At 66.3% G+C, this 18,999-nt stretch carries 15 protein-coding genes; 7 read left to right on the top strand and 8 right to left on the bottom strand.

Annotation, left to right across the window (positions count from 1 at the left end):
• Nucleotides 1-93 precede the first annotated feature (93 nt).
• The 7 genes from AC1DMA_RS29625 to AC1DMA_RS29595 all read right to left on the bottom strand — a co-directional run bounded on the left by AC1DMA_RS29625 (nt 94) and on the right by AC1DMA_RS29595 (nt 9,860).
• Nucleotides 94-1,392 carry a TRAP transporter large permease gene (locus tag AC1DMA_RS29625; RefSeq protein WP_478125915.1) on the bottom strand — a complete coding sequence of 433 codons (1,299 nt, stop codon included), beginning with the start codon at nt 1,390-1,392 and terminating at the stop codon, nt 94-96.
• Nucleotides 1,389-1,961, bottom strand: coding sequence for a TRAP transporter small permease (locus AC1DMA_RS29620; RefSeq protein ID WP_478125916.1), 573 nt, complete (start codon nt 1,959-1,961; stop codon nt 1,389-1,391). Before AC1DMA_RS29620 ends, AC1DMA_RS29625 begins: the two co-directional genes overlap by 4 nt.
• 150 nt (nt 1,962-2,111) lie before the next feature.
• Complete coding sequence (locus tag AC1DMA_RS29615; RefSeq protein ID WP_478146403.1) at nt 2,112-4,049, bottom strand: acyl-CoA synthetase; 1,938 nt, start codon at nt 4,047-4,049, stop codon at nt 2,112-2,114.
• The gene (locus tag AC1DMA_RS29610; RefSeq protein WP_478146402.1) at nt 4,046-5,182 is read right to left on the bottom strand and encodes an acyl-CoA dehydrogenase family protein; all 1,137 of its coding nucleotides are present in this window, start codon (nt 5,180-5,182) and stop codon (nt 4,046-4,048) included. Before AC1DMA_RS29610 ends, AC1DMA_RS29615 begins: the two co-directional genes overlap by 4 nt.
• A gap of 10 nt (nt 5,183-5,192) precedes the next feature.
• Nucleotides 5,193-6,401, bottom strand: a complete 1,209-nt coding sequence (locus AC1DMA_RS29605) for an acyl-CoA dehydrogenase family protein (RefSeq protein ID WP_478146401.1) — start codon at nt 6,399-6,401, stop codon at nt 5,193-5,195.
• A 128-nt stretch (nt 6,402-6,529) separates the two neighbouring features.
• On the bottom strand, nt 6,530-7,720 hold the full coding sequence (locus tag AC1DMA_RS29600) for an acetyl-CoA C-acyltransferase (protein ID WP_478146400.1): 1,191 nt from the start codon (nt 7,718-7,720) through the stop codon (nt 6,530-6,532).
• A 10-nt stretch (nt 7,721-7,730) separates the two neighbouring features.
• On the bottom strand, nt 7,731-9,860 hold the full coding sequence (locus AC1DMA_RS29595; RefSeq protein ID WP_478146399.1) for a 3-hydroxyacyl-CoA dehydrogenase NAD-binding domain-containing protein: 2,130 nt from the start codon (nt 9,858-9,860) through the stop codon (nt 7,731-7,733).
• 123 nt (nt 9,861-9,983) lie between these two features.
• Here AC1DMA_RS29595 and AC1DMA_RS29590 point away from each other — a divergent pair, with 123 nt between their 5' ends.
• The 3 genes from AC1DMA_RS29590 to AC1DMA_RS29580 all read left to right on the top strand — a co-directional run bounded on the left by AC1DMA_RS29590 (nt 9,984) and on the right by AC1DMA_RS29580 (nt 14,908).
• Nucleotides 9,984-10,898 carry a LysR family transcriptional regulator gene (locus AC1DMA_RS29590; protein WP_478146398.1) on the top strand — a complete coding sequence of 305 codons (915 nt, stop codon included), beginning with the start codon at nt 9,984-9,986 and terminating at the stop codon, nt 10,896-10,898.
• Nucleotides 10,899-10,965: 67 nt separating this feature from the next.
• Entirely contained in the window at nt 10,966-14,232 is a 3,267-nt protein-coding gene (locus AC1DMA_RS29585) for an adenylate/guanylate cyclase domain-containing protein (RefSeq protein ID WP_478146397.1), read from the top strand.
• 22 nt (nt 14,233-14,254) lie between these two features.
• Nucleotides 14,255-14,908 carry a redoxin domain-containing protein gene (locus AC1DMA_RS29580; RefSeq protein WP_478146396.1) on the top strand — a complete coding sequence of 218 codons (654 nt, stop codon included), beginning with the start codon at nt 14,255-14,257 and terminating at the stop codon, nt 14,906-14,908.
• Between the two features lie 29 nt (nt 14,909-14,937).
• Here the strand turns inward: AC1DMA_RS29580 and AC1DMA_RS29575 are convergent, their stop codons facing one another.
• Nucleotides 14,938-15,375, bottom strand: coding sequence for a JAB domain-containing protein (locus AC1DMA_RS29575; protein ID WP_478146395.1), 438 nt, complete (start codon nt 15,373-15,375; stop codon nt 14,938-14,940).
• 98 nt (nt 15,376-15,473) lie between these two features.
• Between AC1DMA_RS29575 and pyrC the strand changes: the two genes are divergently transcribed.
• From pyrC to htpX, 4 genes are all read left to right on the top strand, one after another.
• A complete protein-coding gene (gene pyrC, locus AC1DMA_RS29570; protein WP_478146394.1) occupies nt 15,474-16,514 on the top strand; it encodes a dihydroorotase in 1,041 nt (346 codons plus the stop codon).
• The gene (locus tag AC1DMA_RS29565; RefSeq protein WP_478146393.1) at nt 16,511-17,254 is read left to right on the top strand and encodes an NYN domain-containing protein; all 744 of its coding nucleotides are present in this window, start codon (nt 16,511-16,513) and stop codon (nt 17,252-17,254) included. Before pyrC ends, AC1DMA_RS29565 begins: the two co-directional genes overlap by 4 nt.
• A 43-nt stretch (nt 17,255-17,297) precedes the next feature.
• Nucleotides 17,298-18,035, top strand: a complete 738-nt coding sequence (locus AC1DMA_RS29560; RefSeq protein ID WP_478146405.1) for a DUF3025 domain-containing protein — start codon at nt 17,298-17,300, stop codon at nt 18,033-18,035.
• A gap of 77 nt (nt 18,036-18,112) precedes the next feature.
• On the top strand, nt 18,113-18,979 hold the full coding sequence (gene htpX / locus AC1DMA_RS29555) for a protease HtpX (protein ID WP_478146392.1): 867 nt from the start codon (nt 18,113-18,115) through the stop codon (nt 18,977-18,979).
• The last annotated feature ends 20 nt before the right edge of the window (nt 18,980-18,999 follow it).

The raw sequence follows: 18,999 nt of genomic DNA, 5'->3' as shown, positions 1-18,999 counted from the left end.
GCGCTGGGGCAGCCGCGAAGCGGCCGGTGACGTCGGCCGCCCCAGCGCACACCGCCCGCCATCGCCACCCCCACCCTTCCCGCATTTGCATTTCTAGTACCCCAATTTCCGAGGCAGCCACAACGCCAGTTCCGGCCATGCGATGACAGCCACCATCACGAGGAACATGGCAAACAGCATCCAGCCCACCCATCGCACGGTTTCTTCCATGCGCACGTTGGCGATTCGGCAAGAGACCATCAGGTTCACGGCCAGCGGCGGCGTGAACTGTCCGAGTGCGACCTTGAGTGTCAGGATGACGCCGAACCAGACCGGGTCCCACTTGTAGTGCTGCACGATGGGCCACAGCAGCGGCACGAAGATCAGGAAGATCGAGACACCGTCGAGGAACATGCCGACGGTGATGAGCAGCAGGATCAACAGCGACAGCACGCCGTATTCGCCCAGGCCCGAATTCACGATGGCCCGCGTGACCGGGTCGATCACGCCCAGCGTCGACAACGAATACGCAAAGATCCCGGCAAGCGACACCACCAGCAGGATCACGGCCGACAACTCGCCCGATTCGCGCAGGATCGTGAAGAGGTCCTTGACCTTGATCGTGCGATGGATCGCCATTCCGACGAAGAGGCCATAGAACACTGCCACCACCGCTGCTTCGGTCGGCGTGAAGAGGCCCGCGCGCATGCCGCCGAGGATCAGCACAGGCGCAGCCAGGCCCCAGGTTGCTTCACGAAAGCTCTTCCAGAACGGCGGACGTGGCAGGCTCGATTCGAGCGCGCCCATCTTGTGCTTGCGGGCCAGCCACACTGCCGGAACGATCAGCGCGATGCCAGCCAGAATGCCCGGCACCATGCCCGCCGCGAAGAGCGCCGGCACCGATGCGCCCGGCACCAGCACCGAATACACGATGAAGGCCACCGAAGGTGGGATCAGGATGTCCGTGGCAGCCGCCGCGCCGACCACACTGGCCGAATACGCATCGGGGTAGCCGGCACGCGACATTGCCGTGATCATCACCGCGCCAACCGCGGCCGCATTGGCAGGGCCTGAGCCGGAAATGCCGCCGAGGAACATCGCCACGACGATCGCCACCAGCGGCAGCATGCCGGGGCCGCGTCCGACGATCGCGATGGCGAAGTTGACCAGCCGCAACGCCACGCCCGAGCGGTCGAAGATCGAGCCGACGAGCACGAACATCGGGATCGCGAGCAGCGGATATTTGCCGAGACCGGCGTAGAAGTTCTGCGGCACGGCGAGCAGGCCGAACCACTGCGCGTCGCCATTCGCCAATGCGATGCAGGCCGCGCCCGCGAGGCCGAGCGCCGCGCCGATCGGCACGCCGATCAGCATCATCAGGATGAAGGCGACGAAGAGGAGCGTGGGGATCATGGCTTCGCGCCCCGGTCATTCGCGCCATAGTTGGTCTTGCGGCCGCGTCGAACGAAGAGGCCGACCGCGCGCAGGGCGATGGCAAACGAGACGATGGGCAGCCAGATCGAATACCACCACTGCGGCACGCCAATGCCCGGCGACGTTTCTTCGAAGCGATAGTCGTCCCACACCACGCGCACGCTGAGTGCGGCGATCAGGAAGAACAGCACCGCGACCATGGCTGCGCCGAACTGCGCCAGGCGCTTGCGGCGCGCCATCGATCCGCTCTCGGCGAAATATTCGATGCGGATGTGGCGATCGCGCGCCACGGCCGCCGAGCCTGCGACCAGCGCCAGCAGGATCATCAGGAACACCGAGAACTCTTCGGTCCACGCGAAGGACGAATCGGTGAAATAGCGCACCAGCACGTTGGCGAAGGTGATGCAGGCCAGGAGGCCCATGATGACCACCGTCGCCCAGTCCTCGATGGCGAGCGGTACGCGCGTCGGTTCGTCGGCGGCTTGGATTTCAGGGGGAATGGGGCTGGCGGCGTCCAGCACAGGGCCGGACTCGTGGGGAGTGGTCATCGGGATTGCGGGCAGATGAGGCAGATGCCGTGTCACCGGGCGGACGCCGGGACGGGATCCGTGCACCTCGACAGCGAAGCGATGATGAATCGTAACGATCCATGACCACTTCGTTCATCGGGGGTTTCCTTAGCTGCCGGCTTCCCCGCCCTATGCCAGGACGATCTGCGTCTTGAATGGAAGCCGGCCGAGCGCCTGCTGCAATTGCTCGTGCAACGGGTTCGCCAGCGCGCCGGCCGCCTTTGCATCGATGACGACTCGCAATGCGTTTTCGCCGTCTGGCCGCACTTCCGGGCGCGCCGCGGCATCGATGCCGAGCGCCGCGCAAGCTTCGTCGACCATGGCGGCGGCCACTTTGCGAGCGGCCATTGCGCGCAGTTCGGGCTTGTAGATCTTGCCGACGTTGGTCATCGGCATGGTTTCGATGACGACCACCGCCTTCGGCTTGGCCGGCGCTTCGTCGACGCGCTCGGCGGTAAAGGCCAGCAGTTCGGCTTCAGTGGCCGATGCGCCGGGGACGAGCGTCGCGAAGACCACCGGGAGTTCGCCCGCATAGGCATCGGGCGCGCCGACCGCCGCGCACAACTGCACGGCGGGGTGGGCGCCCAGGGCATCCTCGATCGTCTTCGGATCGATGTTGTGGCCGCTGCGGATGATCAGGTCCTTGGAGCGGCCGCTCAGGTTGAGCCGTCCTTCGTCGTCGAGCCACCCGAGATCGCCTGTGGCGAGCCAGCCGTCAGCGGTGAAGGCCTTCGCGTTATCGGCCGGGTCCACAAAGCCCGAAAACACATTCGGCGACTTGAACAACACCATGCCTTGCTCGCCCGGAGGCAGGTCGCGTTGGGTGGCGTTGCCGTTTTCGTCGAGCGCGACGATGCGCAGCTGCGAATAGGGCAGCCGGAATCCGACGCAGCCGGCCGGGCCGATGACGCCCGGCGGCGTGATGGTCGAAATGCCGGCCATCTCGGTCATGCCGAGGCTTTCATGCACATGCAGGCCGAAGAGGCGCTCGAAGCGCGCTGCGAGTTCAGGGGCCAGTACGGCGGCGCCGGTGCGGCAGTAGTTGATCGACGAGATGTCCGCACCATCGAGCGGCACGTTGGCCAGCGCGGCGAGCACGGTCGGCACTGCGGACAGCGACGTAGGACGGTATTTCTCGACCAGCCGCCAATAGTTGCTCAGCACCTGCTTGTTGCGCAGCAGGGTGGTGGTCGGGATGATCATCTCGACGCCCGCCGAAAGCAGCGAGAGTGACGCCGGCAGCACGCCCGCCACATGGAACAAGGGGTAGCCGTTGATGGCGGCATCGTTTGGGCCCTGTCCGGTGATCTGGATGCTGGCCCACGCGGTGAACACTTGCGCGCCATGGCTGTGGCGCGCGAGCTTGGGCGCGCCGGTCGTGCCGCCGGTGTGGAAATACGCGGCGATGTCGCCCGGCTGAATGTCGCGCCCACTCACCAGACGTTCGGAGGGCTCTCTCGCGCGCAGGGCATTGAAGTCGGCCACGCGTTCGGGCAGCGTACCGGCGCTGCCCGGCACTTCGTCGTGCGGCGCGACGCGCAGCACGGTGGTGAGCGTGGGCACCTGCGAGCGCAGCCGCATCGCCTTGGACCACATGCCCGAATCGGATTCGGACCCATAGGCGATGAGCACCTTCGCACGGCCCGCCGTCATCAGCGAAACCAGCTTCTCGTCAGTCAGAAGCGGGTTGAGCGGCTGCGTGATGCCCGCTGCCGCGCCGCCCCAGAGCGCGAGGTGATATTCGAGACACGCCGGCATCAGCACCGCCACCGCGTCGTCGGGACCGACACCGAGGCCGTGCAGCATATTCGCGGTCTGGTGGATGCCCGCCAGCAGTTCGGCATAGGACCACCGGATCGGCTCGTCGGCGGGATCGCCAGTCCGCAGGAAAGTCAGCGCCGGTTTGTCGCCGAAAGCCGCGCCCGAATTGCGGAAGATCTCGTAGGTGCTTCGGACCGTGAGTGCTTCGCCGAGCGGGGTTTCCTCGATCTTTCGGATGTCCGCCATGCTACGGACCGGAAACGCCTGGCTGAATGGCGCAGCGGTGCGCATGGGTTGGGTGCTCATGAGGGCTGCCTGCCGAGTTCGATGTAGCGCTGCAAGTGACGGTCTTCGTCACCGAGCTGATGGTCGATCATCACGAGACGCTTGGCAAAGTGGGCCAGCGGCAGTTCCCAGGTCATGCCGATGCCGCCGTGCAACTGGATGCTCTCCTGGGCCACCAGCGTGCCGATGCGCCCGATGCTGAATTTCGCGGCCGACAGCGCGCGCTCGCGCGTGAGCCGGTCCGCGCCGATGGCTGCCGCGGCGTTGATCACGGCCGAGCGTGCCTGTTCGATCTCGAGGAGAAGGTCCGCCATGCGATGTTGCAGCGCCTGGAAGCTGCCGATGAGCATGCCGAACTGCTTGCGCGTGCGCAGGTATTCGAGCGTGGCGGTCTTGGCGGACTCCATGGCCCCGAGCGCCTCGGCGCACAGGGCGAGAATCCCGCGGCCGACTGCGCGCTCGAGCGTGGCGTAACCCGCGCCTTCGGCACCCAGCAGTGCGTCCGCGCCGAGCTTTGCCTTTTCGAAGGTCAGCTCCGCGACGCGGCCTCCATCGATGCCGGCGCAGCCACGCACTCTCAGGCCGGGCGTATTGGCAGGCACGATGAAGAGCGAGATACCGGCTTCGTCATCGACCGAGCCCGAAGTGCGGGCCGTGACGACGAAGAGGTCGGCCCGCTCGCCCTGCGCGACCACTGCCTTGGCGCCCTTGAGCACCCAGCCATCGCCGCTGCGCTCGGCGCGCGTCTGCACGCGGGAGAGTTCGTAGTGCGATTCGGGCTCGTCGTGCGCGAAGGCCGCCATGGTGGTGCCGCCGACGATGTCTGCCAGCAGCTTCTTCTGTGCATCGTTGCCTGCAAGGGCGATCGCTTCGCCTGCCATCACGGCACCGAGCAGCGGCTCGACCACGAGGCCGCGACCGAGTGCCTCGAAGACCACCGCGATGTCGAAGCCCTCGCCGCCGAAGCCGCCATCGGCTTCCCTGAAGAGCGCGCCGATCACGCCCAGTTCCGCAAACTGTTGCCAGATCTCCGTGCTGTAGCCCTGGGGCGATCGTGCAATGCGGTCGCGTGTCTCAAAGCCGTACTGCTCCGCGATGAAGCGGTTCAGGCTGTCGGCGAGCATGCGCCGGTCTTCGGTGTGTTCGAAGTTCATGGCAGTTCTCTCAGAGTCCGAGGATCATCTTCGAGATGATGTTCTTCTGGATTTCATTGGAGCCGCCGAAGATCGACAGCTTGCGGTTGTTGAAGTAGCGCGCTGCTGCGGATGCGGCATAAGCGGGGCCGAAAGGTTCGCCACTGAAGCCTTCCTCCAGCGCCTCGGCAACGAAGGGCCGTGCATAGGCGCCCATCGCACGTCGGGCGAGCGATGAGATTTCCTGGCGTATCTCGGTGCCGCGGATCTTCAGCATCGAGCTTTCCGCACCGGGCACGCCGCCACCGGCGACAGCCGCGATCACGCGCAGGTTGGTCGTCTTCATGTTCTCAAGGTCGATCTCGACGCGGGCCATGCGTGCCGCGAAGGCCGGATCCTCGGCCAGCGGCCGGCCATTCTTCGTCTGCCTCGCGGCGATCTTCTTGAGCTGTTCCATTGCGGCGACGGAGAAGCCCACGCCCGCGATGTTGGTGCGCTCATAGGTCAGCAGGTACTTGGCGCAGGTCCAGCCCTTGTTCTCTTCGCCGACAAGGTTCTCCGCTGGCACGCGCACGTCCGAGAAGAAAACCTCGTTCACTTCGTGCTCGCCGTCGAGCGTGATGATCGGTCGCACCTCGACGCCCGGCGACTTCATGTCGATCAGCAGGAAGCTGATGCCTTCCTGCTTCTTGGCCTCGCGATTCGTGCGCACCAGGCAGAAGATCATGTTGGCGTGCTGGCCCAGCGTGGTCCATGTCTTCTGGCCGTTGACGATGTAGTGGCCACCTTCGGCATCGTGGCCGCGCAGGGCCTGGGTCTTGACCGCGGCGAGGTCAGAGCCGGCGCCCGGTTCCGAATAGCCCTGGCACCACCAGTCGGAGCCATCGAGGATGCGCGGAAGCCAATAACGCTTCTGCGCCTCGTTACCGTACTTGATCAGCACCGGGCCGAGCATGTTCACGCCGAAGGGCACGATGCGCGGCGCGTGCGCGAGCGCGCATTCGTTTTCGAAGATGAACTTCTCGACGGCAGTCCATCCCGGTCCGCCGTATTGCTCGGGCCAATGGTTGGCGAGCCAGCCGCCCTCGTTCAGGATGGCGTGCCATTCCTGCATGTCGGCCTTGCCCAGGTGCTTGCCGGTGGCGACCTTGTCGGAAAGCCGCTTGGGCAGCTTGTCAGCGAGGAAAGAACGCACTTCGCTGCGGAAGGCTTCTTCTTCGGGCGTGAAGTTCAGGTCCATCAATTGCCTCTTGATCCAGTAGTTGGCGTCTTTGCGTGAAACACCGCGGAACCGGCTCCGCCGGGCCGCTGGTGTTGCCCCCTGCCAGGGGGTAGGCGAAGCGACACGAAGTGCGCGTAGCCTGGGGGTTAGAAAATCTCGAAGAGCCCCGCAGCACCCATGCCCCCGGCGATGCACATCGTGACGACCGCGTACTTCGCGCCGCGGCGCTTGCCTTCGATCAGCACGTGCCCCGCAAGCCGCGCGCCGGTCATGCCGAACGGATGGCCGATGGAAATCGCGCCGCCGTTGACGTTGAGTCGCTCCGACGGAATGCCGAGCTTGTCCTGGCAATAGATCGATTGCGAGGCGAAGGCTTCGTTGAGTTCCCACAGGTCGATGTCGCTCACCTTCAGTCCGTGGCGTGCCAGCAGTTTCGGCACCGCAAAGACAGGGCCGATGCCCATCTCGTCGGGCTCGCAACCCGCGACCGCCAAGCCGCGGAAGGCGCCCAGGGGCTTGATGTTGGCCCGCTCGGCTTCCTTGGCTTCCATCAGCACGCAGGCCGATGCGCCATCGGAGAGCTGCGAGGCATTGCCCGCGGTGATGAACTTGTCCGCGCCCATGACCGGTTGCAGCTTGGCAAGCGCCTCATATGTCGTGCCGCGGCGGTTGCAGGTGTCGTGGTCGATCGTCACCTCGCGCTGCGTGACTTCCTTGGTGTCCTTGTTCGTCTCGGCCATCGTCGTGGTGCAGGCCACGATCTCGTCCTTGTAGCGCCCGGCGATCTGCGCCTCTTCGGTCTTGCGCTGGCTCTCGGCGGAGAAGCGGTCCTGCGCTTCGCGGCTGATGCCGTAGCGCTGCGCCACGATGTCGGCGGTTTCGATCATCGCCATGTAGAGCGCGGGCTTGTGCTGGACGATCCACGGGTCCATGCCGCTGTCGCCACTGTCGGTCGCGCTGCGCGAGCGGATCTGCGAGATGCTTTCGACACCGCCCGCGATCATGGCCGGCGCGCCGTCCACCACGATGCGGCCCGCCGCCATCGCGATCGCCTGCAGGCCCGATGCGCAGAAGCGGTTGACGGTGGTGCCGGCGATCGAGATCGGCAGGCCCGCGCGGATGATGGTCTGGCGTGCGATGTTGCGGCCGGTGGTGCCTTCGGGATAGCCGCAGCCGAGGATCGCGTCTTCGATCAGCGCGGGATCGATGTCCGCGCGCTCCACGGCGGCCTTGACCGCGAACGCGGCCAGCGTGGCGCCGGGCGTGATGTTGAATTCGCCGCGGTGCGCCTTGGTGAGCGGGGTGCGGGCGGTGGAAACAATGACGGCTTCGCGCATGGGGCGCTCCTTATTCGGATTGGTTGAGGCTTGCGAAATCGGCGCCGCGTTCGACCAGTTCGACCAGCAGCGGAGAGGGTTTCCAGAACACCGGGTCTTCCTTGGCGAATTCGCGGATGTCCGCGAGCACCTTGTCCAGACCCACGGTGTCGGCGTACTTCATCGGGCCACCGCGAAAGCGCGGAAAGCCGTAGCCATAGAGAAAGGTCACGTCGACATCGAGCGGCCGCAGGGCGATGCGCTGGTGGACGACGTTGGCGCCCTCGTTGATCATTGCGGCCATGTAGCGGCGCATGATTTCCTCGTCGCTGAAACTGCGCGGCGTGATGCCGGCGCGCTGGCGTTCGGCGTCGATGATGGCGAGCACTTCGGGGTCCGGCGTGCCGGTGCGCGCGCCTTCGGGATAGAGGTAGTAGCCGCGCTGCGTCTTCTGGCCGAACCAGCCGCGCTCGCAGATGCGATCGGCAATCTGCACATAGCGCGCCTTCGGGTCCCTCGTCGCTGCCTTGCGCTTGCGCGTGGCCCAGCCGATGTCGCCACCGGCGAGGTCCGAAACCTGGAAGGGGCCCATCGGGTAGCCGAAGTCGCGCACCGCCTTGTCGATCTGGTAGGGCGATGCCCCGTCTTCCATCATGTGATCGGCGGCCTGCCGATACACCGCGAGGATGCGATTGCCGATGAAGCCGTCGCACACGCCGGCGCGCACCGGCACCTTCTTGAGCTTCTTGGCAAGCTCGAAGCCGGTGGCGACCACATCGGCGCTCACCTTGGCGGGCACCACGATCTCCAGCAGCTTCATGATGTTGGCCGGCGAGAAGAAGTGCAGGCCCACCACGTCGGCAGGGCGCGAAATGCTGGCGGCGATCTCGTCGATGTCCAGGTAGGACGTGTTGGTCGCGAGCACCGCACCGGGCTTGCACACGCGATCGAGTTCGGCAAAGACAGCCTTCTTGACGCTCATGTCCTCGAAGACGGCTTCGACCACGACGTCGACCTTTGCGAGTGCATCGTAGGAGATCGAGCCCGAGAAGCGTGCCATGACCGCGGCCTTGGTCTCGAGCGTCATGCGGCCCTTTTGAATGAGGCCGTCGTACACCTTCTCGACGTTGGCTCGGCCGCGCGCGAGTTGCGTGTCGTCCCGTTCGATCATCGTGACCGGCATGCCCGCATCGAGCATGGCCACCGCGATGCCCGCACCCATCGTGCCGCCGCCGACGATGCCGGCCGAATCGAGGGGGCGGGGCTTGGCGGCCTTGGTCTCGGGCGCCTTCAGCACTTCGCGCTCGGCGAAGAAGGCGTGGATCAGGCCGGCGCGCTGCGGGCTCTCGATGCACTGCATGAACAGCTTGCGCTCGAGCGCCATGCCTTCGTCGAAGGCCAGCGTGAGTGCCGCCTCGACCGCTTCGACGATCTTCATCGGCGAGAACAGGCCGCGGCTCTTCTTGGCGGTGTCCGCGCGGGCAGCTTCGAGTGCGGCGCGGCTTGCATCAGCGTCGGCCAGCGCTTGGGCGTCGCGCGTGCGGCGCACCGGCGCGTTGGCGGCAACGAGTTCCTTGGCGTAGGCGAGCCCTTCGGCCAATGCGTCGGCGCCGGCGCCCTCTCTGTCGATCAAGCCCAGCGCGAGCGCTTCCTTGGCATTGGCGTGGCGGCCGCTCAGCATCAGCTCGATGGCCGGCTTGACGCCGATCAGGCGCGGCGTGCGTTGCGTGCCGCCTGAGCCGGGAATCAGGCCCAGCGCCACTTCAGGCAGGCCCAGCTTGGCCGAAGGCACTGCGAGGCGGTAGTGCGCCGACAGCGCGATCTCCAGGCCGCCGCCCAGCGCCGCACCGTGAATGGCGGCCACCACAGGCTTGCTGCAGTCCTCGATGCGTTTGCAGACTTCAGGCAGTGACGGCGGCTGCGGCGTCTTGCCGAATTCGCGGATGTCGGCGCCGGCGATGAAGTTGCGCCCTGCGCCGACGATCAGCACTGCGCGGGCGTTGGTGTCGGCCTCGGCTGCATCGATGGCCGCCACGAGACCGCGTCGGACGTCGACGCCGAGCGCATTCACGGGTGGGTTGTCGACGGTCACCACCATCACGTCGCCATCGCGGCGGAAGGTGACGGGCAGGGAAGCTGGGGAGGGTGAAGTAATGGCCATGCTGTGTGTCTCCGAAGGCGTGCGAGGGCGAACTGAGCATTCTTGATCCGGCGTGCCGCTTTGACAATTGCATTGCACGTTGACAGACTGTCAAAGAATTTTTGACAAAATGCCGACCCAACCATGGATCTGCAGTCGCTCACTCTTCTGGTCGAAATCCTCGACGCCGGCAACCTGAGCGAAGCCGCGCGCCGGTTGAAGATGAGCCGCGCCAACGTGAGCTATCACCTCAACCAGCTCGAGCGCTCGGTCGGTGCGCAGCTGGTGCGGCGCACCACGCGGCGAGCCGAGCCCACGGAGATCGGATTGCGGCTCTACCAGCACGGCGTGGCGATCCAGGGCGAACTGCTGGCTGCGCGGGAATCGGTCACCATGCTGGGCCAGAGCCTCCAGGGACGCGTGCGGCTGAGCGTGCCCAGCGGCTACGGGCAACTCGTCATGTCCGAATGGCTCATCGACTTCAAGCGGCAGTACCCCGGCATCGTGCTCGACGTGCTGTTCGAGAACCGCATCGAAGACCTGCTGCGCGACGAAGTGGACATCGCCATTCGCGTGATTCCCGAGCCGCCGCAGAACCTCGTTGCGCGCGAACTCGGTCCGGTGCGCTACGTGGCCTGCGCGTCGACGGCCTATGCACAGGCGCATCCGCTGCCCACGCAACTCGATGACCTGCAGGGCGCGCCGGTGGTGACTGCCGCGGTGATCGGTCGTCAGTTGCGCATCTCCGCCTACCAGGGCGAGGAGCGCCGCGAGGTGGTCCTGGAGCCGACGCTGATTTCCGAGAACTTCCTGTTCCTGCGGCAGGCCATCCTTGCCGGCCTGGGCATCGGCCTCGTGCCCGACTACGTCGTGAACGACGACGTGCGGCGCGGCGACGTGGTGACCACGCTCGGCGACTGGCGCCTGAGCATCTTCGGCACGCAGATGTTCATGCTCTACATGCCCAACCGCCAGCACACGCGCGCGACGCGGACTTTCATCGACTTCATCCTGGAACGGGCGAGAGGCACCGCGGGCGGCATCGTGCAGCCCGCGTAGCGCCTCCGGGCGCCCGCCCATGGCGCGGTCTGTGGAAGTCGGGCAGCATGGAGGCACGGAACCTTCGATGACCACGACCTGTGTCGGCTGCGGCGCCGATGTGCTGCCCGCGTCTTCCTTCTGCCAGCGCTGCGGGCGTCGGCTGGCCCGTTCCTGTGCATCGTGCGGATTCGAATGCGATTTCGATTTCGCGTTCTGCCCGCGCTGCGGTACGGCGCGCGCGGCGGCCGTCAGCCCGCCGCCACCGCCACCACCGCCGCCGCCCGCACCCAGCGAGGCCAGCCACGAAGCCGATCGCAGACAGGTCACCGTGGTGTTCGCCGACCTGACCGGCTTCACCTCATTGGCCGAAGGGCTCGACCCCGAAACGCTGCGCACCTTCCAGAACGCGCTGTTCGCCACGATGGCGCAGGCCATCGCGCGCTACGACGGCTTCGTCGAGAAATTCGTCGGCGATGCGGTCATGGCCGTGTTTGGTGCACCGCGCGCGCACGAGGACGACCCGCTGCGCGCAGTGGAGGCAGCGCAGGACATGATGCATGGCGTCGGGCAATTGAGCGCGCATTGGCTGTCGCGTCTCGGCCGGCCTGTCACCTTGCACATCGGCGTGCATACCGGCGCCGTGGTCGCCGGCAGCCTGGGCAGCGGCACCGGCAGCGCGTATGCCGTCACCGGCGACACGGTGAACACCGCGTCGCGATTGCTCACGGCCGCCGCGCCGGGCAGGGTACTGGTCTCGGAAGCGACGCACGCGATGGTGCGCCACCGCTTCGAATTCGAGCCGCCCGCCGAACTGGCGCTGCGCGGCAAGGCCGAGCCCATGCGCGTGCATTGCCTGATCGGCATGCGCTCGGAACTGGCCTCTGCCCGCGGGCTCGCCGATTTGGGGCTCTCGGCGCCGCTGGTCGGGCGCGGGGACGCGGTCGAACGTCTGCTGGCTGCGTTCGACCGCATGCAGGGCGGATCGGCACAGGTCGTCAGCGTCGTCGGCGAGGCCGGCGCCGGCAAGTCCCGGCTGCTCGCCGAATTCTTCGCGCGCCTGGAAGGCGACGAACGCCTGACGGCGACGGGCGTCCGTCGCGCCAACTGTTCGTCGCTCGGGGAGCCGACCTATGGCACCTTCGGCGCGCTGTTTCGGGATGCCTACCACGTGGATGCCGGCGAATCGCTGGAATCGGCGCGGCGCAAGCTGCAGGAGGGCTTGACGGCCCTCGGCGCGAATGCCGACGAGGCCGATGCGGTGGCCAAGGTGCTGAACTACCTGCTCGGTATCCAGGACACCAGGCCGCGCGACATCGAGCCAGAGCAGCTGCAGCGCCAGATCACGCTGGCAGCGCGGGCGCTGATCGAGCGCCGGCTGGCGCAGCAGCCGGTGATGATCGTGGTCGACGACCTGCATTGGGCCGATGCGGCATCCGTCGACTTGCTCGGAGAGGTCATCGACCAGCTGGCGGACCGGCCCTTGATGGTGCTGGTCTTCCAGCGTCCGGGTTCGCGCTCGCTGTCCAGCGACAGGGCCGAGGCAGCCGTGATCGAGCTGGGTCCGCTCCCCACGCAGGAGGCGCGCGCGCTCGTGCGTCATCTGCTGGACGCGTCCGCGGACGATGACCTGGCGCCGGTGCTCGATTTCGTGGCGGCCCGCGCCGGCGGCAACCCGCTGTTCGTCGAGGAAATCGTTCGTTCCCTGGCCGGGCGCGGCCTGCTCGTGCAAAAGGACGGACGCTGGGTCTGCGAGAACCCCTGCGACAGCGTGGACGTACCGCCGACGCTGTATGGCCTGCTGCTGTCGCGCATCGACGGATTGGGCGCGGACGACCGGCGCGTGCTGCAGGAGGCGGCCGTGTGGGGCGCCGGCTTCGAAAGCGCACTGTTGCAGCGTATCGCGAGCGAGCCGCAATCGGTCGAGGCATCGTTGCGTCGGCTTGCGGCGGCCGATCTCGTCCGGGCCGATAGGCAGGGCTGGTGCTTCACTCATGCGCTGTTGCACGAAGTGGCCTATCAGAACCTGCTGCTCTCGCGGCGGACCGAATTGCACCAGCGCGCCGGCCTCGCGCTGGAAGCGGTGCTGGGCGTCGACGCCCAGGCGCCCATCGACGACGAGGCGCACAGCACGCTGCGCCTGGCGGAGCTGGAAGCGCTGGCGCACCATTGGAGCCTGTCGCCCGACAAGGCGCGGGGCGCGCGCTATCTCGTGGCCGCCGGCGACTGGGCGCGCGCGGTCTACGCCAACGAGGACGCCATTCGCCACTACGAACGCGCGCTGCAAACGCTGTCCGGGTCGGCGGCTGACTCGGTCGCCGCGAAGGCCGAGGTCGAGACGGCCGAACTCGACGCCCGCGAGCGTCTCGGCGACCTGCTCGGCTTGCAGGGGCGGCGCGCCGATGCGCTCGCGCAATACCGGATCGTGCAGGACGCGGACCCACGGCGGGACGAGCCTGTTCGCACGGCGCGTGTGCTGCGGAAGACCGGCGGCCTGCACTGGGAGGCCGGGGAGCGCGAGCGCGCCAGCGCCTGCTTCAGCGCTGGTCTCGACCGGCTCGGCGAAGAAGGTGACCGGATCGAACGCGCGCACCTGTTCCAGGAAATGGGCCGGCTGGCTTTCCGGGCCGGCGACAACGACACCGCCTTGGCGCTGGCACAGCGCGCGCTGGCGGAGGTGCCTGCAGAGCCGACGGGCCGCGAGCGGGAAGCCAGCGTCGTGCGCGCCGAAGCCTGCAACACGCTTGGCGTCGCGCTGGCACGGCTGGGGCGGCCGGCAGAGGCGGTGGAGCACGTCGAAAACAGCGTCGCCCAGGCAGAGGCGAACAACATGCTGCAGGCGGCCTGCCGCGGCTACACGAACCTGGGCGTGCTGTACGCGTCGCTCGATCCGCAGCGCAGCATCGAAACCTGTCTGCGCGGCCTGGAAACCGCCCGCAAGGTGGGCGATCTCGGCTTCCAGTCGCGGCTGTACGCGAACCTTGCGGTGGCCTATTGCGCGCTGACGAATCGCTGCGAAGCGGAGGGAATCGAGGCCGCGCGGGCCGCGGCCAGCCTCGATCGCCGGCTCGGACTGCTCGACCATCTGGCGGTGCCGCTCATCGTGCTGGGGCAGATCTATCAGTGCCATGGGGACCAGGCGCGCGCCTTCGCGTCCTACAAGGAAGCCCTGGCGCTGGCCGAGCAGATCGACGAGCCTCAACTGCTCTTTCCCTGCTACGATGGATTGGCTACGCTGTACCTCGATGCCGGGCGCCCCGCACAGGCGGAAACCTACCTCGCAATGGCACAGGCGGTATGCGAGCGCGCAGGCCTCGAGCCCGACGCCCTGATGGTGCTTCCGTTCCTCTGCTGAACCTGCCTGAAGGAGCCTCGATATGGCATATGTGATGAGTCATCCCGTGGCGCCGGGCGACCCGGCCCCCGATTTCGCGCTTCCGGCCGTGGCCGGTCCCGATATGGTTTCGCTCGCGGACTACCGCGGACGGAGCCCCGTCTTCCTCGCACTCATGGTCGGCCTGTGGTGCCCGTTCTGTCGACGACAGCTCGTCCAGCTCGGTGCGCTGGAACAGAAGCTCAAGGCGATCGGCGTGGAGACGCTGGCCGTCGTGGCGACCGAACCCGAAAACGCGCGCCTGTACTTCAAGTTCAGGCCGACGAAGCTGCGCCTGGCGTCCGATCCCGAACTGTCGACCCATCGCGCCTTCGGCGTGCCGAAGCCAGAGCCGACGCCTGAAATGCTGCAGCAGCTCGATGAAGTCCGCGTCAATCCCTTCGGCGATCTTCCCGAACCGCTGCCGATCTCCCAGGCAGCCAAGGTGATCGGCGATCTCGACGGCTACGTGTGCACGCCCACCGACGCGAGCGAAGTCGAGAGGCAATGGCCGCAACTCAAGGCGCAGTACATGATCGACCGCGACGGCATCGTTCGCTGGGCGGAAATCGAATGCGCGAGTGAAGGCCTGCCCGGTATCGGAAAGCTCCCGTCCGAGGAAGTGATCCTCGGCGCCGCGCGCGCCTGCGCCGCCTGAAGCTGCCCTGGGGGGAAACCGCGGCAGGGTCAGATCAGGCCCTGGTCGCGGAAGCTGTAGAACTCGCCGTAGCCGATGATGATGAAATCCTGCAGCACCATGTCGTGCAGCGTGCCGAGTTCCTTCATGCGAAGTGCCACGGCGATGTCGGCTTTCGAAGGCTTGCAGGTGCCGGATGGATGGTTGTGGACGACGACCAGCGAGGACGCTCTGGCGAGCATGGCATTCCTGAATATCTCCACGGGCTCGAGTACCGCGTGGTGCGCCGTGCCCATGGACGCGACTTCATAGGACAGGATTTCCAGCTGAGGATTCAGGTGCAGGACAACGACCTTTTCCTTCGTTTCGTCATGCATGTCCTTGAACAACTCATAGACCTGCAGTGGGTTCTCCACGGGCTTGTTCAGCAGGTCATCGTCCGCTCGCCTTCGAGTGAACGTGACTTTCAGTTCCTTCAAGTACGCCATAGATCCTCCGCTTTGATTCTGCGGCTCGATCGTATCAATCGGCATCCACAGGACGTTCGTCCACGCGAGGCCGGCGCGCGATGGGACAATCCCGCCCCATGACAAGCCCCGCCGACTCCCTCACCATCACCCGGCCCGACGACTGGCACCTGCACGTGCGCGACGGCGCCGCGCTTCACGCCGTCGTCCCGCACTCCGCACGCCAGTTCGGCCGCGCACTGATCATGCCGAACCTGCGCCCTCCAGTGACCACCGCTGAGCAGGCCGTGGCGTATCGCGAGCGCATCCGCGCCGCTGTGCCCGCTGGCGTGGACTTCGAGCCCGTCATGTCGCTCTACCTTACCGACAGGCTTCCGCCCGACGAAATCGAACGGGCCGCCGCGGCCGGCGTGCGCGCACTCAAACTCTACCCGGCCGGCGCCACCACCAACAGCGATGCCGGTGTGACCGATATCAAGAAGACCTACGCCACGCTCGAAGCCATGCAGAAGCACGGCCTGCTGCTGCTGGTGCACGGCGAGGTGACAGACCCCGCCGTCGATCTCTTCGACCGGGAAGCCGTTTTCATCGATCGCGTGATGATTCCGCTGCGTCGCGACTTCCCCGAGCTGAAGGTTGTCTTCGAACACCTGACGACGAAGGAAGGCGCCCATTACGTGCGCGACGCAAGCCGCTTCACGGCAGCGACCATCACTGCGCACCATTTGCTCTACAACCGCAACGCGATCTTCACGGGGGGCATCCGGCCGCACTACTACTGCCTGCCGGTGCTCAAGCGCGAGACGCACCGCGTGGCGCTGGTCGAAGCGGCGACCAGCGGCAGCGATCGATTCTTCCTCGGCACCGACAGCGCGCCTCATCCCGCCCACCTCAAGGAACACGCCCTGGGCTGTGCCGGCTGCTATACCGCGCTGACGGCGCTGGAGCTCTATGCGGAGGCTTTCCACAACGCCGGCGCGCTCGACAAGCTCGAAGGCTTTGCCAGCTTCCACGGCGCCGACTTCTACGGCCTGCGGCGCAACAATGGCACTGTGACCCTGCGGCGCGAAAGCTGGACAGTGCCTGAAGCAGTGCCCTATGGCGATGCCACGCTGAAGCCGCTGCGCGGCGGCGAAACCATCGGCTGGAAGCTTTCATGAACGGCACTCCACGCGTGATGCTGCTCATCGATGCCGACAACGTTTCCGCCGATGTCATCGAGCAAGCCGTGCAGCGCACGCTGGCGGAGCACGGCAGCGTCCATGTCCGGCGCGCTTACTGCAATGCCGAGACTGCGATCAAGCAGCAGGCGCTTTTCAAGCGACTGTCGGTGCGGCCAATGGTCAATATTTCCGCGGGCAAGAACAGCACCGACATCGCTCTCGCGGTCGACGCCATGGACCTGGCAGTCGCCGAGCGTCCGGATATCGCCGTGCTCGTGTCGTCCGATTCGGATTTCGCGCCGCTCGTCATCCGGCTGCGAGAGAAGGGCTGCCGCGTCTGCGGTATTGGTCAGCAAGGCAAGACGGGCGACGACACCGTGGGCGTGTACGACAGCTTTGTTGATCTTCAGCACCATTCGACAGCGAAGCCGGCGGTCGCCAAACCCGCCACCAAGCGCGCCGCGCGTGCGCCCCGGCGCACCAAGGCCGAGCAGCCTGCGGCGCCGCGCGCACCCGCCCTGCCCGACGAAGTGATTCGCATCCTTCAAGCAGTCCCCGAATTGGGCATGGGTCGCCAGGTGGAGCTCAACGTTGCCGCTGAACGGCTGCGCGCTGCGAAGCTGCTCGGCACGACTGTGAGCTCGCCGAAGTTCTTCGGCAAACACCCCGAGCTGTTCGCGCTGACCCCGGAAAAGAGGCCCAACAAGGTGCAGTTCGTCGGGCCCACGACTACGTGAATCCGTCTTGGCCAGTTGGAAGATCGACACCGCGGCTGCCTGGATGGCACCCTATGCAAGGTGCGCCGAACGCGTGGGCACGCGTACGAAGCAAGGTGCGAGCGCCGCTGAAGCTTTGGTAGCCGAAGCGGCGAGCATCGAGTTGCGCGCAGGGTTTCTGCGCTTTGTTGCGCCTGACAGCGCACCGCCAAACGAAGCGTACGAAGCCTTCATCCATCGCACCGCGTGCGTGCCCACGCGCGACAACCTCCACGATCTCTTCAACGGCCTGGTGTGGCTGCACTTTCCCCAAGCCAAGCGGCGGCTCAACGAGCTGCAGGCCGCCGAGATCGCCCGCGCGGGCATCGGCGCGTCGCGCGGTCCGCTGCGCGATGCACTGACACTCTTCGACGAGAACGGCGCCGTGCTCGACGCGCCGCCGCCATTGTGGGAAGCATTGCTCGCGCGCGACTGGCATGGGCTCTTCGTCACGCAGCGAACGCTCTGGCGCGACTCGCGGCTGCTGGTGTTCGGGCATGCACTGCTCGAAAAGCTGGTGTCGCCGCGCAAGGCCGCGACGGCGCATGTCCTCATGGCGCCGGGGGGAAATCATTCGATCGCGCCGGACGATGCCGGCATAGTCTCGGCACTGGACCCCGCACACCTCACGGCCAAGCCCTTCGTGCCGCTGCCCGTGCTTGGCATGCCCGGGTGGTGGATGCCCAACGAGAACTTTTCCTTCTATGATGATCCGGCCGTTTTTCGTCCTCGCAGGGTCGCAGAACCAAGCCCAAACCCATAGACCTTGCCGTACCGCGCAGCTTGAACCGGAGCCGTCCGGCCCCAACTGTGCACACGTTTCCCCACGGAGAATCCAACTTGAAACGCATCCTTCTGTTCGTGCTGACCAACGTCCTGGTGGTGGCGGTGCTGGGCATCGTCGCGAGCCTGCTGGGCGTCAACCGCTTTCTCACCGCCAACGGACTCAATCTTTCGGCGCTGCTTGGCTTCGCATTGATCATGGGATTTGGCGGCGCGATCATTTCGCTGCTCATCAGCAAGCCGATGGCCAAGTGGTCGGCGGGCGTGCGGATCATCAACGAACCCCAGTCGCCTGACGAAGCCTGGATCGTGCAGACCGTGAAAAAGCTCGCTGACAAGGCCGGCATCGGCATGCCCGAAGTCGGCATCTTCGAGGGTGAGCCCAACGCGTTTGCGACAGGCGCCTTCAAGAACTCTTCGCTGGTCGCCGTCTCGACCGGTCTGCTGCAAAACATGACGCGTGAAGAGGTCGAAGCGGTGATCGGCCATGAAATCGCCCACGTCGCCAACGGCGACATGGTCACGATGACGCTGATCCAGGGCGTGATGAACACGTTCGTGGTGTTCTTGTCGCGGGTGATCGGCTATGCGGTCGACAGCTTCCTGCGCCGCGGCGACGACCGCAACTCGGGCCCGGGCATCGGCTACTTCGTGACGACGATCGTGCTGGACATCGTGCTCGGCTTCGCAGCTGCCATCGTGGTGGCGTGGTTCTCCCGCCAACGTGAGTTCCGGGCGGATGCGGGCTCCGCGCAATTGCTGGGCCGCAAGCAGCCGATGATGAATGCGCTGGCGCGCCTGGGTGGCCTGCCTCCGGGCGAACTGCCCAAGTCGGTCGAAGCGATGGGTATTACCGGCAAGCTCGGTAGCCTGTTCGCGACGCACCCGCCGATCGAGCAGCGCATCGCGGCATTGCAAGGCTAGGCTCGCCCCCAGGCTGCGCG

It is taken from the genome of Variovorax sp. 05N34 (genome assembly GCF_056397405.1).
Note: the sequence above shows the minus strand (reverse complement) of the source record. Positions and strands in the feature narration are given on the sequence as shown.